The sequence below is a fragment of the Paenibacillus tritici genome (assembly GCF_018207515.1).
Taxonomy (GTDB): domain Bacteria; phylum Bacillota; class Bacilli; order Paenibacillales; family Paenibacillaceae; genus Paenibacillus_AQ; species Paenibacillus_AQ tritici.
The window spans coordinates 2,541,235-2,556,585 of the sequence record NZ_CP073365.1 but is presented as its reverse complement, the minus strand read 5'-3'; the positions used below and the strand labels follow the sequence as shown (position 1 = coordinate 2,556,585).

Below are 15,351 nucleotides of genomic sequence, written 5' to 3'. Positions count from 1 at the left end.
TGTGCAATGTTGGATTTTATGCAGGAATTCCATCTGCCCGGGCCCGGAGCGCGTGCATCGTTCCACTCCCCGTTCAAATTCACCCGGTTGCCGCTGATAAATTACTGACCCGGATATTCACACGCTGTAAATTCCTTATTTAGATCATGCTCTATTTCTTCGTCTTAGGTTTCAGCGCCCTTGCTATCCATTGAGGCCGCTTGCACCGCCCGTGTGCTGTCCCTGTATTCTTTGGGCGAGAGACCGCTGCTGTTCTTGAACACGCGGTTGAAGTGGCGCACATTGCCAAAGCCCGTCTCTTCCGCGATACTGTGGATCTTCTCATCCGTAAATGCCAGCTTCTTACGGGCTTCTTCCATCCGGATATGCGTCAGAAATTCGATGAAGGTGACACCGGTTCTCTGCTTGAAGAGATTGCTGAAATACACCGGGCTCAGAAACACTTCATCCGCTACCTCCTTGAGGCTAAGCGGACGGTAGTAATGAAGCGAAATATAGCGCTGGGCGGCGGTTACCGGATCGATATCCTTCGCTGCTCTGGATGCCGTGATGCAGCCGGTCAGCGTGATTAACAGTCCGCGGCATTTCTCGGCCAGCTCCTGCCGGGAAGAGAGGCTGCATACATCGAACAGCACTTTACGGATATCCTTGGACCCCAGCCACGATTCGGTAACATCAAGCTCCTCGGACAATTCGTAGTAGTACAGCAGCAGCTTGCAGATTTGCTGGTGAATGCTCTCCGGTGATTCCGCCATGCTGCACAGCTCTTCAATCAGTTGCTCGACAATCGGTCCTATACTGGCGGCCCTGCCGCCGGTAATCGACTTCTCCAGCAGCTCCCAGGACCATTTCAGGGGTCCGCTGCCGGAGTGGGGACGCTCCGTCATTTTGGCATAATCCAGCAGCCTGTCACCGCCTTCGATCAACCGGTACAAGAGCGCGATTCCGGCTTCGTTGTATGCCTTCGGAATCCCCGCAAGCCCTTCCGCCGGATTACTGACCCCGATGGTCACCGTCAGGTTGGACAAGGAACGGATCTGCCTGCGGATCATGTCGCCCAGGCTTCCCGGCGCGGATAAGGATTGCTGCGGGTCTGCTATATTCAGCACAGCCACCACCTCGGTGTCTGACTGCACGAAGCTAATCCCCTTGGTCTGGCGGTCTATCATTTCCTGGACGACCTGCTGGATATACAGAAGGAACAAAGAGGCATCTCCCCGCAGATAACGCTCCTTCTCCACCGAATATTTATCCAGCTTGATCACCATACAGATGAAGTAGGGGGAGCTGAACACAAAGCCCATCTCACGCAGCAGCTCAAGGTCACTATCCTTCGTTTTGCCTTTCAGCAGACTCTCGGTCAGATGCGCGGCCACATGCCGCTTCAGCAGGGGCTGAACCTGCCACGGCTCCTCATTGCGCACCGGTTGCGCTTTACGTTCGGCCAGCTCCCGCCCAAGCCTCTCCAGTACACGGCCCAGCTCCTCCCGTTCGACCGGCTTCATGAGATAATCCTTCGCCCCCTGGCGCATCGACTGCTGCGCGTAGGCGAATTCATCATAACCGCTGACCACGACGGTCATCAGATCCTTGAACCGCCCCCCGGCCAGCTGCTGCAGCTGGATTCCGTCCATTCCCGGCATGCGGATATCGGTAAGCAGCACTTCAGGAGACAGCTCGGCCAGCTTGTCGAGTGCATCATAGCCGTCGCTGGCTTCACCGACTACCTCCCAGTTGCCGTCCAGGCTGGTAATCATTTTGCGCAGTCCTTTGCGGAAGACCGATTCATCGTCAACAATTAATATTCTAGGCAACTCCGTCATCCTCCCCTGCTCTGCCCTGATGGTTAATGACCGGCAGCTTAAGCACTGCCTTGAAGCCCTGATACGGCATGCTCTCCAGGGACAGGCCATATTCCTCCCCGTAATGCAGCACAATCCGGCGGTGAACATTCAGCAGCCCGTTGCCTGAACGTCCGCCGAGCTCCTTCGTATTCCGCAGATGCAGCCGGAGCGCCTCCAGGGCTTCCGCATTCATGCCGATCCCGTCATCCTCCACGGTGATTCTGAGGATTCGACTGCTGCTGCTTGCGGTCAGTGTAATCTTGCCCCGGCCAATCCCTTTATCCAGCGCATGGTTAATGGCGTTCTCCACCAGCGGCTGGATCATCAGCGGGATAACCTCACAGCCCAGCAGGGAAGGCTCAATGGTCATGCTGAATTGAATCCGTTCCTCATAACGCATCTGCTGGATGGCCATATACCCGCTGACATGGTCCAGCTCATCCTGAAGAGTCACATGCTCCTTGCGTCCGCTCAGGCTGTAGCGCAGCAGCTTGCTCAGATTGTTGGACATCGTAATAATCTCCGGACTGCCCTCAAGCTCGGCATACATACTGATAGAGCCCAGTGTATTGTATAGAAAATGCGGATTGATCTTACTCTGGAGCGCGGCAATCTGCGCATCCTTCTCCCGGATCTCCGTCTCATAGAGCAGATAGCCCAGTTCGCTTAGCTTGGCAATCATGCCGTTGAACGAATGGCCCAGCAGCCCCACTTCATCCGTACCGCTTACCGGAAAAACCTTGCTGAGATCTCCCCGCTCAACACCCCGCATCAGCCGGCTCAGCTTGCGCAGCGGCTGGGTGATCCGGTAGGCGATGAAGACATACAGCAGCAGGGCCAGTCCTACACAGAGGATGCCAATGAGAATAATGTATGTGCGCAGAACCTCGGTATCCTGCATTAGACTGGACACAGGCACAACGCCCACTGTAGTCCAGCCTGTAACCTCAGAGGTCACATGAGCGACCAGCAGCCCTTCCCCTTCTGACTTCACATGGCTAACCCCCTCGCCGGCTTGGCCGGGAGTGACGGCAGAGGCCTCCAGGGGGAGCCCATGCTCCTTGCCGGTGACAAGATTGCCGGAGTCATCCGTAATATACAGCAGCTCTTTGGCATCCAGCTTGACGTTGGACAGAATCTCCCGGATGAACTTGGGGTCCACATCAATGACAATATACCCTAGAGTCACGCCGTCATCGAAGCTGCGCAGCTCCCGGACAATGGAGAAGGCCTGGTAGACATTCCCGCCGCTTGCGCTTAAGTCATGCGTGGCAACATACACCGGCTGCCCGTAGTGACCCTTGAACTTATTCAGCCAGCTAACCTTCTCATCCAGCTTATAAGTTGTCACATACTGGCTCTCGGGCATGACCACATAGGAGGCTCCGCCGGTCCCGTATAGGGAAACACCCAGAATATCCACCCGGCCGTTCAGAAACACCTGAGTGACGAAGCTGTTGAGTCCGCTGATCTCATCCAGCGTTAAGGGTTCACCGGGGGCACGCTTCGTGGCAAGATATTCGGTAACTTTCGGATATTGGTAGGGCATTACGGTCAGCCGGTTCAGCTCATTCATATAGGTATCAATGTTCAGAGTAAGCTGCTTCAGCGTCTGAAGCTGATAATCGCCCACCTTACGCTCCGTGGTTTCAGTGAAACGGGCGAAGGCGAAATAGCCCGTCAGTCCCAGCGGCAGCACAATGAACACCACATTGATCAGAATAAGCTTACGCGCAAGTGCCAGATTCCTGAACCAGCCGCGAAATGATTTCAACCGCATTCTCCCCTTTGATCCGATACCGTCATCTCTTCAGTTGAAGGTTAATGCTGTCCACTGCCCGCTGCAGCGTCTGCTCCGGACTTTGCTCCTTGTAGATCATCTTTTCAAACTGCCGGATAATCTCTTCATTGATACTCCACTGCTTCATATTTCTCGGCCAATAGACTACCGAGTTGGCGGTATTGGCATAATCACTACGGAATTTCAGCGCTGAATAAGCTTCGCTCCCGGTTACCTTAAGCGAACTCGGCACATGGCCGGCTTCCGCCCACATCACTCCATGCTCCACGGCCCAGCGGGCGAAGACCATAGCTGCCTTCCGTTTCTCCGCACTCATCTCACTTTTGGCCGGAATAGCCAGCGTATGCGAATCTCCCCATACTGCAGGATGGTCATAAATGACCGGGACCGGCACAACCCCCAGCTCCAGCTGCTCATCCTTCTCAAAAGCGCCGGTTCCCCACACCCCGGTAATCAGCACCGCCGCCTGACCGTCGTAGAACAGCTTAAAGGCATCATTAATATCCGGGGGAATAAGCTCCTGCTGATACAGACTGTTCACGAACTTCAGCGCCTGAAGAGAGGCCTTGTTGTTAAAGACCGCCTGCGTGCCTTCCGGGTTATAAAAGACACCGCCGCCCGGCATCTGATTATACAGGCTCCACCATAACCACACGGAATCAATCCGTGTGCTGGGCAGAGCCAGCGGCGCGACACCGGGCGGGACTACCTCCTTCAGCTTGTGCAGGAATGCGGTAAACCCCTGTTCTCCCTGCCCGATTAACGGTTTGTCTTCAGCGTCCAGCAGCCCGGCCTCTCTTAGATATTTCTTGTTATAATAGAGCACTAAGGTATGCGTATCCAAGGGTACGGCATAATGGGCGTCTTCGTAGACGGTAGACCCGGCGATTGTGGCATTGAACTGGCCCCAGTCCAGCCCGGTATCCGCAGCGAGTCCGTCCAGCGGTTCGATATATCCGTTCTGCACGAATTGCGGCAGATTGGTGGCATGGATAATAGCCAGATCCGGTGCATTGCCGGACAGAATCGCCGTGCGCAGCCGGGAATAATAATCATCCAGCCGGGAGTTGATCTGATCCAGCCGGATCTCCTGATGCTCCCGGTTAAATTGCTCCACCAGCTCAGTCATGAAGATGTTGTCTCCACCGCTGAACGGTGTCCAGTACTCCAGGATTACCGGCTGGGCGGCAGGTGCCGGCGACTCTTCTTCCCGCGCTGCACCGCAGCCCCCCAGCACCAGTACAACCGCCAGCAGTATTATTGTAAGCGTAACCAGTCCATTCCGTCTGGGTCCGCCAAAGCGTCCTGTCTCTCTCATATGTTCAGGCCCCCGTCTTGCTCACAATCTATGAGTCTGTCATGTTCATTCACTCTTCTGCCATATATCCATATAATCTATACCGAAGCTGCCTTGTCTGTCAAAAAGAATGATCTCATTCTCTCCGCTCTGTAACTTGAGCTTCAGCTCCATGAATGCGGGCTGGTTCCGTTCCTTCCGCCCGGGGAGAGATATCGTCTCCGGCGCCCCGTTCACGGATACCTCCAGCTTCGCATCCGGCGAAGCATTCAGGACTGCTAACGTCACCGTGTAGGTTCCACAGCGCGGGACCTGGATATTGCCGAAGCGCAGCGCTGCCCCGCTGCCGCTTAAGCCTGCCACTGCACCGCCTGAGGCATACGGGTTGTCTTCAGCAGCAGCCTCCCCCTCCAGCGACTGGGCCTCGCCCTCATACCGCGGAATTTCAATCGCCTGCACTTCAGCCCCGGCTCCCTCCGGCCAATCAATAGCAACTGTATTCTTCCCGGCGGTGAACGGCAGACTCAGATAGGCATAACCGGCCTGGCCCTCGCCGGATGGCGGCAGGTGTAGTGTTGACGGCGGCCCGCCGTTCACTGACAAGAGCGCCTTCGCAGCTTCTCCACCCGGATTCACATAATGCACCAGCAGCGGAGTGCCGCTATCCACTGCGGACGGCAGAGACGGGAACTCCAGCCGGTTCCCGCTGCGGACAGCTGACTCCGCCCGGAACACGCCCGTTCCCGAAGGAACGTTAAGCGCTTCGCTCAGCGGCAGCGGCTTGCCGAACACCGGCAGCCCCTCATTGTCCCAGCTAACCCGCTGGGCCCGTGCCTTGCGGTTGTTCCACCCGTCCGCCGCCCCTGTGGTGGCGTGATAGACAATCCACTGCTCGCTGCCATCCGGCGACACCGTGAATGAGTTATGCCCCGGTCCGTACACTCCGGCGGCTTCGTCCATCGCCAGCAGCGGCTCTTCCGACTTGATCCAGTCTGCGGCTTCCAGCGGATTGCCGCCGGGCTTCAGAGCCAGCAAGCCCAGACTATAATGCGGAGTCCAGCTTCCCGCACCGGAATAGACAATGAAGACACGGCCGTCACGCTGAAGGACAGACTGGCCTTCATTGATATAAGGCGGGCCTCCGGCCTGCTCCCAGGGAAGCAGCGGTTCACTAATCAGCACCCGCGGTCCGCTGATCGTCAGCGGGTCACTCATCGGTGCAATATAGGTATTCTGCGCAGCGTTCACCTCGCCTTCCCAGCCGGACCAGACGAAATACAGTTCTCCGTCCGCCTCCATCGCCAGCCCGTCGATCGCCCATTTGTTGGTGCTGTCGGTGACCTGGCCCTTGAAGGTATAGCCGCCCTGCGGATCACCGCTGTCACCCTGCAGCACATACATCCGGTGATTCTCGTTCCTTCCGTCATCTGCGGCGAAATAGATATACCAGCTCCCCCGGATATACTGAAGCTCGGGAGCCCAGAGATTAGCAGAATAGGCTGTTTCCGCCGGGGGATACCACACCACCTTCCGCTCCGCCTGGCGGAAATCGAGGGTACGAGACTTCATCACCATGATATCCGTTCCGTTATGGGTGAAGGTCATATAATAATACCCCTCCCTGTAAATCACGCTCGGATCAGGCGTATCTATCTCAGCCAGCGTGTTTTTAAAGGTTCCGCCGTGCCCTTTGTAGACCTCATCCGTTACGCCATTGTTGTGCTGTAATAACATATATGCACCTCCCGCCAGTATAAATAGCAGAGCCGCTGCGATGGAGCAGATTATTCTACGCGGGTTCTTACCCGTCCATGCCTTCTGCGGTTTCACTGATATCTTGTTCATTTGCTGCTCCTCCCAGGGTTAGGGAACCCGCTATTTCACACCCGAGCTGGTTATTGCTTTAACGAACGACCTCTGCCCGGCGATGAAGAGGATCAGCACCGGAAGCGCTGCGATGGTCGTCATGGCCATTAATTTCCCGTAGCTCTGGGTGTAGCTTCCGGTAGCCATCATGGCAATTCCTGCGGTAATTGTCCGCATCTCCGGCGAGGTGGTCGCGTACAGCGGCCAGACGAAGTCATTATAGATTCCCATGAAGGTGAAGATACCCAGCGTCATCATGATCGACACGGCAGAAGGCAGCAGGATACGGGTATACAGCTTCCATTTGTTCACCCCGTCGATCCGGGCCGCTTCTTCGATCTCCTTCGGGAAGGAGACAAAAAACTGGTACAGCAGAAACACCCCGAACGCCCCGGCGGTAGCGGGCAAAATCAAGGCCTGATAGGTATTGATCAGCCCCAGCGTATTGAACTCAATGTACATCGGCAGAAAGGTCAGCACGCTGGGAATCATCAGCGAGGCAATGAACATGGACAGCAGCGTACGGCGCAGCGGCAGATCCGGCAGCCGGGCCAGGGCAAACGCCGCCATCGAATCAATCAGCAGCACGATTGCCGTACCCGCGATGCCCACTGACAAGGAATTGACGATCCAGCGCAGAATCGGTGTATTCATCAGCTCCCCGCTCAGCCCCTGAACGAAATTATCAAGCGTAGGCTTCTGCGGCAGGAAATTCATCCGCCCGGAGAGGGCTTCGAAGTCATTTTTGAACGCCGTGGACAACATCCAGACCAGCGGCAGCAGCACGAACAGCGCAATCAGACTGGCCAGCAGCAGCAGGCCTATTCTTCGGGTTCTCCCCATTTACACCTTCTCCTTCCGGTTCGTGAGACGGAACTGCACGATAGACACCATCATGATCAGCAGCGCCATCAGAATCGCCATCGCGGAAGCCGAACCGATATCCTTGCGCACGAATGCCTGGTCCAGCACATTAATCAACAGCACCTTGGTAGTGTCTCCCGGCCCCCCGCGCGTCAGGAGGAACGGCTGGGCATAAATATTGAAGGACGCGATGGTGGAGGTGATCATGACGAACAGCATGACCGGCCGGATCGTAGGCAGTGTGATCGACATGAACCGGCTCCAGGCACCCGCCCCGTCAATCGCAGCCGCCTCATAATAATCCTCCGGCACCTCATTGAGCGCATTGACAAAAATAATCATATTGAACCCGATGGTCCACCAGAGTGTCGTGAGCACCAGCGCCAGCCAGACCCATGGAGTAGCCGTCAGCCACGGAATACCGGTCAGCCCCAGCTTTTGCAGCAGGCTGTTAATGAATCCGGCATTCGTATCGAACATCATCAGCCAGATCACGGCCATTACGGAAGCGGACAGCGCGTAGGGCAGGAAGTAGAACGTCCGGAACATCCCCCGCAGCTTCGCCGGCAGCGCATTGACCAGCATCGCCATCCCCAGCCCTGCCACAATTAACAGCGGTACAGAATATAAGACGAACTGGAAGGTGGTCCACAGGCCGCGGAAGAAGATGCTGTTCTCATGCGTGCCCGGGGTGAAAATCGTAATATAATTGCGCAGCCCCACAAAGGGATGCGCGTCAGACAGCAGCTCAAAGTCCTGCAGGCTGATCACAACACCGTACAGAATAGGAAAAAGCAGAAACATGCCAAAGGCTGCAAGATAGGGCAGAATGAACAGAAATGAGGTGAAGCGTGAAGTCCATGTGCTTTTCAAAGGAGTCCCTCCATTTCCTCGTATAGGGAAAAGCAGGAAGCGATGATGCGCTCCCCGCTTTCTCTTACCAGAATGATCTCATCATCTCGCTGGTTATTTCATCGCCTGACGGGATTTGGAGACCGCATCATCCATGGCCTGCTGCGGTGATTTTTTGCCGAGGATGGCATTGCTCAGCTCGCTCCACACCGGCTCAACAATAGTGCCCCAGTTCAGCACATTCGGTGCAAACTGTACAGAGGAGAAGCTCTGCGATACCGTACTCTGGAACTCCATCGCCTTGAATTCTGCACTGTCCATAACGGTTTTGGAAGCGACCGCCTGACCGGATTCAGCCCAATCCAGCGAGTTGCCGGAGACATATTTCAGGAAATCACCGATGCCGGCCAGCGTATTGCTGTCTGTCACAGCCTTCGGAACCACAAAGCCATGGGAGCCTGCATAAATGGCTTGCTTCGCTGTGCCGATCTGCGGCATTACGGCTACGCCATAGTTGAGTCCGGCTTCATCGAACTGTGATTTCATCCAAGGTCCATTGAACTGAATCGCATTCTTGCCCTGCAGGAACAACGTGTTCTCGCCATCCTGCTGCACATTGGCCGGGGAGACGCCCTTGTCTACCATATCGCGCAGCCATTGCACCATTTCTACTGCTTCAGGAGAATTGTAGGCTACATCCGTCCCGTTCCAGAGTTCTCCGCCATTCTGCCAGACAAGCGACGGGAAGATGAACTGCTGCGGCCAAAGGGTAGGTACTACATATCCGTAGACCCCTTTGCCTTTATCCGTCAGCTTCTGTACAGCAGCGTCGAATTCAGCACGGTTGGTTGGCGGTGCTGTGACCCCTGCCTTCTCGAACAGATCCTTGTTGTAGTACATGACCACCGGATGAATGTCGAGCGGAATCGTGTACAGCTTACTGTCGATGGTCGCGTATTTAACCGGCGCTTCGGCAAAATCACCCGGATTAATGCCGGCTGCCGCCGCAAGCTCATCCACCGGCTGCAGCTGATCCTTGCTCTGATAGGTCGGCACCTGATCCACATGCATAATCATCAGGTCCGGCCGTTCCTTACCGGTGCTGAGCGCAACATCCAGTTGCTTGTAATACTCACCATTGGGCTGGATTACGAAGTTCACTTTGTATTTATCCTGGGAGCTGTTGTATTTATCTACGATTTTCTTCATGAACGGGCCATCCGAGCCGGAGAAGGGTGACCAGAATAGCAGCTCTGTCTTCTTGCCGCTGCCGCTGTCACTTGCCTGCGTCTCCTTGCCGCTGTTACCGGCATTAACACCATTGTTCTTAGCGTTGTTTCCGCCGCAAGCGGTTACAACCAATGCCAGCATCATAACCATCAGTAATAGTGATGTTACTTTTTGCATGGATCGCTTCATTTGTGTACTCCCCTTTTATCGGTGATTCAAAGCTGGTCGCTCTTTGATGTCTTCATGTTACCGCTTCGGGGGAGATCACAAAATGTCCTTAGACTAGGATCAATGGACATATTTACAGATTACAAGGCAGGTTCAATCCTCTTGAACAGAAAACGGGAGCCGGCCAGATATTCTCTAAGATAGGCCAGTGCATACGGCTGTTCCTCCCGCAAACCGGGAATTTCAGCCGGATGTACGATGTGATGGCTGTAGTTCCCGATCATGATCATGACGAAGAAGCATTCCAGCTTCCGTTCATAATCCGATTCCATTTCCAGTGTGCGCACACTGCGATAACCTTCAATAAGTCTGCTGCGCTGCTCCGTGGACAGCTCCAGCAGAGCAGCAGCCAGATCATACAGGTAGAAACCGTAGCCGCAGCGGCCGAAATCAATCGCCCGCGGCTTGCCCTCAGCGAACACCACATTGCCGCTGTGCAGATCACCGTGGATCAAGCCGTAATTGCCGGCCTGCGGCTGCATGGCTTCGAGTTCATTCAGGATTTTGTCCGCAGCAGCCTGATAGAGCTTCCATTGTTCTTCAGATACCATAGCCGCGTGATGCTTCTCCAGCTTGGTCCACTCCGCCCTGAAGCTGTCAGCCCCCCAGGCCGGACGGGTGAAGTCCGCAGAAGGAACAAACTGTACGCCCGCTTCATGCATCCCGGCCAGCATGGCTCCCGTGGCGAAGACCTGTTCATCCGGCAGATTTCCCTCCGCATGCTCCCCCTCCACCCAGCGCATCATGGTTACATAGTGAAGCTGTTCCTCTCCGCCAGTCTCCAGGATATAGCTGCCGCTGGAGCTTACCCTGCCTTCCGGCACTACCAGACCCGCTGTCTGACTCAGATGTCTGAGCCATTCCAGCTCCGACAGAATTTCTGCCCGGCTGCTCCGTTCGCCATGAATCCGCAGCAGCAGCTTCCCCGCCGTTTCCGTCTCAATCTTGAAGGTGACACTATCGGATTGCCCGATATAATCAATCTTAGTCCAATCTAATTCATATTCCTTGAGCGCACACAGCACAATATTTCTTGCTGCTGCTAATGTAGATTGTGATGAATCACCTTCCATTCTGCTGCTTAAACCTTCTATCCCCATCTTTTCCTGCCTCCCTTAATATAGCTGCCTACATATATTATAGGTTCGGCCCTGTCAACGGGCATAGATAATAAACAGGTGTAACCTAACTTTTGCACACAAGTGGAAAAGGCGGTCCCAAAAGTCATGAGATGACTAATTGGGACCGCCCCTTCCAATTCATATCCGCTTGCTTCCATATACAATCTTCTTAATGCTGTCGGCCGACAGGCAGAATTGCCCGGCCAGCTCGGTTACGCTTAGTCCGCTGGCATAGTGCTCACGGATGGACTGGTTGCGGGCGGCCAGATAGGTTCTGCCGCCAGAATTCTCCCCCCACCGCTTGCGCTGGCCCGCGGGCTTCGGGATATAGAGCATCCCGCCCTGCATATATTTCTGTACTTCCTGCAGCAGCCGCTGCGGCAGTACAAGATCCGCATTTACATATTTCATATAGCTCCGCTCCTCTTAAGTATTGAACTTATAAAGGCAGCAAAGTCTATAGAACAGACGCTTATCCGGCAAATCGTTGCAGCGGAGACTTCTTATCAGCTCTACACAACAACCACTGCCGTGCTGTCCATAGACTTTGCGTAGAGCTGAGCATTAATCTTCTCATGAAGTGTCCTCCTTCCATATTTGACCTGGCTTATATTGACTATAGTATACTTGAACCTCCCGTTTCCCGCAAAACTCCTACGGACGGTGGATATAAGACGCACTTAAGTTTTAAACTTGAAGCTTCGTCGTCACTGCGGTGAACATTTGGACTTACGGCAGCTTCTTTTGCTTTTTGTTTATTTCTTTAGTGCTTCTTATATAGAAAAAAAGGACCCCGCCAGCGTCCGGCGGGGTCAAAGATTATATTAAAGGGGGGTATGTGGCTACTATACCCCCCCAAGCTTAAAATCAGATGAAGCCCAGGTAAAGATCTCCTGAAACCGGCTCAGATTTTGAACTTCTCTACCAATAGCTGCATCTCTTTGGCGCTCTGCGTATTCTCATCGGCCATGGTGGCCTCATGGAAGGTCTTCTCCACAATCTCCGCCGTCTTCTCGGCGATATCCTGCACCCCGATTGCCCCTTCATTCACGGTAGCCGCGACTTCATTAACAGCGATAGCAATGCTGGAGACGGTCTCGTTCAGGTGATCGGCTGACTCCTCGAACTGGCTCATCAGCTCATTAATCGTAGATGCATCACTGTTATACTGCTGGCTGACCTCGGTCAGACGCTCATAATCGCCCAGCACATTCTTATCAATGAACGTCAGCACGGCTTCGGAATGCCGGGTCATCTGCTCTACGGAGGAATATACATTCTTGACTACATCCTGAATCCCGGCCGCCGTCTCGGAGGACTTCTCAGCCAGCTTGCGGATTTCACCGGCCACCACTGCGAATCCCCGTCCAGCCTCGCCTGCCCGCGCCGCTTCAATCGCTGCATTGAGGGCCAGCAGATTGGTCTGGCTGGTAATGGAGAGAATCGTATCGGCCAGCAGATTAATCTCGTGGATTGCTCCCGATTGCTCGATCGCCTTCTGCATCTCCCCGCGGACCGAGTCATAGATCTGTTTCGCGTTCTCGGTGGATGTCACCGCATCATGCTGAAGGGCCAAGGCCCGCTCCGTAATCTGGCTGGATACGCCGGAGCCTTCTTTTACCTTGCTGGAGATCATGCTGACAAAGTTCTCAACCTCGTGAATGGCCGCCGTCATCTCCTCGGTAGATGCCGCTGTCTCCTCCATGCCTGCCGACAACTGCTCGGTAGTAGCTGAGTTATCATGCGCATTCTCTCTGACTTCGTTCGACAGCTTCTCCAGGGTCTCCGCATTGTCCAGCACCTTGGAGGAGATCCCGATCAGGCTTCCGGCCATCTCCCGCAGGACCGCACGGGTATGGAACATGGCCTTGGCAATGGTTCCGGTCTCATCTTTGTTTTTGGTCAAATATTCATATTGGTTGTCATACTTCAGATCCAGCTCCGCAGTACGGTTCACCAGCTCTGTGAGCTTGATGATCGGTGAAGAGATCCGGGTGGCCACCGCTGTTCCTATCAGCAGGGTCAGCAGCAGGCTTCCCAAGCCGAGCAGCATAATGAAGTTCGTCATTTCATTCACCGGCTGCAGCACCTCGTCCACATCCCCGGTCAATACCAATGTCCAATTCGTCTCTGGAAGCACGGTGTAGGCGGCTTGTTTCTTGGCCCCGTTGAAGGTGTACTGCACATCCCCATCCGGCACCTTTTCCCCCGCCTTCACCCGCTCGACAACTGCCTTAATGGATTCGTTCTCGACAGCTGTACCGATCTTCTCCCCGTCAGGATGGAACAATGTATTTCCGGTTTCGTCTACCAGATAGGCATAAGAGGAAGGGGCATTGGTCACCTTGGCATCAGCCAGATAGGTGATCAGGCTGTTCGCATTGACCGCCGCACCAACGAATCCGATCATCTGGTCCCCGTTTTTCACAGGATGGACAAAGGCCAGTACGTAAGCCCCGGTTGACTTGGATTTCAATGTCTCACTGATTACAGGCGCACCTGTCTTCAACACATTTTTCGTATAATTTCTATCGCTGAAGTTCGCACCGATCAGCTTGGTATCACTGTCCGCTACTGCCGTTCCCTTCAGATCGACTACAAACAAATGCTCAAGGTTGCCTGCGTCCTTCACCAAGCCCTGAAGCTTCACATTCACTTCATTCCGCAGAGTGTCTCCGCCGGGTAATCCGCCCTTGCCCTCCTGAAGCAAAAGCTGCACAATCTCGCTCTCACCCGCAACCAGCTGTATACTGCGCTTCTCTTTATCAATCATGGCCCCAATGGTCTGCGCTTTGTTGGTATTGACCTGTGCCATGGAAGATTCGGTCAAATTCATGATGGTACCGGTGGATTTGGTATACGTAAAAATCCCCATTAATGCTGTAGAAATAAGTGTAACGACAATCATCATAACCGATAACTTCATACGAATCTTCATTATTCTCAACTTCCTTCCGCCCTGTTCTCAACCAGTAGCTACGAAACTTAGAACTATACCTTATATTACAATTATTATCGGATTCCCCCCGAAATTAATGAATGTCTCATGTAGAATATCCAGAAATAATATCGAATTTTGTCGAATAACAGATTAATTTGTACACTAAAACCCGCCCTTCCCTTGAGCCGCAGACAACGGCATGAACAGGGACAAGCGGGTTCGCATAACGGGTTCTATTCTAGAGCGTGCCCCTGCTGCCCTGCCGGGGCTGAAGCAACCAGCGGATCTGCTGACTGGCTGCTCTCTTGCAGGCGTCTGGCTCTGCTGCGGATGAACATGCCGGAGCAGGCGGCCAGAATCTGCTGGAACAGCATGCCGGTGATGACGGGCAGACCAACAGAGGGCGGGAAATACTGAACGGCCAGTACCGCACCTGCACTGAGATTGCGCATCCCGGAGTTGAACTGTACGGCCACAGCGCTCGCATGATCGTAGTGCAGGCGGCGCGAGACTACAGCACCAATGACATAGCCGAGCGCGACCGTAACGAAGGTAACCGCGATAATCAGGGCAAGCTTGCCGTCGGGATGCTTCAGATACCGGGCAATGCTGGCACCGTTGATCGACACCACGATGAACAATCCTACCTTGACCAGAGGGGCAAGCGGCGGGCCGCAGGCCGCGCTGATCTTGCCCTTGCTGACCTGATTCAGCAGCATCCCCGCCACCGAAGGCAGCACAACCATCCAGAGCAGGCCCCGCATCATCTCACCGATCTCAATCTGTACGCTGGCCCCCATCAGAACGTACAGGGTACCCGGCACGATCAGCGGAGAGAGCAGCGTATCAATCAGAATAAGCGCGAGTGTAAGGGCGATATTCCCGCCATGCATGGACACCCAGACTACGCTGACCACACCGGTTGGAATCGCAAAAAGCAGCACATACCCTGTAACCGTATAAGGATCGCCCGGGAAAAACAGCATAGCCGCCAGCCAGCCGATCAGCGGCATCACGATATGCAGAATGATCAACAGAACCAGCAGCTTCTGTGGCTTGACCAGTACAGCGAGCAGATCCCGGAAATTAGACTTCAGGCTGCCAATCAGCGTCATAGCGGCAAAAATCCATGGCACCAGCCAGGTTAGCGGGAGCAGCGACGCCTCATTAAGCACACCGACCACAATCGCTGTAGGGGTGAGCAGCGGCATAATCCGCTCAAGCACAACATTGGATGACACTAATCCGCGTCTTACTGCACTGAACATGTCAGGGTTCCTCCTCTCCGGTGAGCCGTCAAGAGCCGG

At 54.5% G+C, this 15,351-nt stretch carries 11 protein-coding genes; all 11 read right to left on the bottom strand.

Annotation, left to right across the window (positions count from 1 at the left end; genetic code table 11):
* Positions 1–164: 164 nt before the first annotated feature.
* Positions 165–1,814 carry a response regulator gene (locus KDC22_RS10650; RefSeq protein ID WP_211722995.1) on the bottom strand — a complete coding sequence of 550 codons (1,650 nt, stop codon included), beginning with the start codon at positions 1,812–1,814 and terminating at the stop codon, positions 165–167.
* The gene (locus tag KDC22_RS10645) at positions 1,807–3,618 is read right to left on the bottom strand and encodes a sensor histidine kinase (RefSeq protein WP_246553446.1); all 1,812 of its coding nucleotides are present in this window, start codon (positions 3,616–3,618) and stop codon (positions 1,807–1,809) included. Before KDC22_RS10645 ends, KDC22_RS10650 begins: the two co-directional genes overlap by 8 nt.
* Before the next feature lie 28 nt (positions 3,619–3,646).
* Entirely contained in the window at positions 3,647–4,963 is a 1,317-nt protein-coding gene (locus KDC22_RS10640; protein ID WP_211722993.1) for an ABC transporter substrate-binding protein, read from the bottom strand.
* Positions 4,964–5,008: 45 nt separating this feature from the next.
* The gene (locus tag KDC22_RS10635) at positions 5,009–6,787 is read right to left on the bottom strand and encodes a family 43 glycosylhydrolase (RefSeq protein ID WP_211722992.1); all 1,779 of its coding nucleotides are present in this window, start codon (positions 6,785–6,787) and stop codon (positions 5,009–5,011) included.
* A 30-nt stretch (positions 6,788–6,817) separates the two neighbouring features.
* Positions 6,818–7,651: a carbohydrate ABC transporter permease gene (locus KDC22_RS10630; RefSeq protein WP_211722991.1), complete on the bottom strand. Its 834-nt coding sequence runs from the start codon at positions 7,649–7,651 to the stop codon at positions 6,818–6,820.
* Positions 7,652–8,545: a carbohydrate ABC transporter permease gene (locus KDC22_RS10625; RefSeq protein WP_246553444.1), complete on the bottom strand. Its 894-nt coding sequence runs from the start codon at positions 8,543–8,545 to the stop codon at positions 7,652–7,654.
* A gap of 93 nt (positions 8,546–8,638) precedes the next feature.
* Positions 8,639–9,943: an ABC transporter substrate-binding protein gene (locus tag KDC22_RS10620; protein WP_211722990.1), complete on the bottom strand. Its 1,305-nt coding sequence runs from the start codon at positions 9,941–9,943 to the stop codon at positions 8,639–8,641.
* Positions 9,944–10,062: 119 nt separating this feature from the next.
* The gene (locus KDC22_RS10615) at positions 10,063–11,082 is read right to left on the bottom strand and encodes a phosphotransferase enzyme family protein (protein WP_246553442.1); all 1,020 of its coding nucleotides are present in this window, start codon (positions 11,080–11,082) and stop codon (positions 10,063–10,065) included.
* A gap of 159 nt (positions 11,083–11,241) precedes the next feature.
* Positions 11,242–11,514, bottom strand: a complete 273-nt coding sequence (locus KDC22_RS10610) for a CD3324 family protein (protein WP_173139097.1) — start codon at positions 11,512–11,514, stop codon at positions 11,242–11,244.
* A gap of 493 nt (positions 11,515–12,007) precedes the next feature.
* Entirely contained in the window at positions 12,008–14,041 is a 2,034-nt protein-coding gene (locus tag KDC22_RS10605; protein WP_173139096.1) for a methyl-accepting chemotaxis protein, read from the bottom strand.
* 236 nt (positions 14,042–14,277) lie between these two features.
* On the bottom strand, positions 14,278–15,312 hold the full coding sequence (locus KDC22_RS10600; RefSeq protein WP_246553440.1) for a bile acid:sodium symporter family protein: 1,035 nt from the start codon (positions 15,310–15,312) through the stop codon (positions 14,278–14,280).
* Positions 15,313–15,351 lie beyond the last annotated feature (39 nt).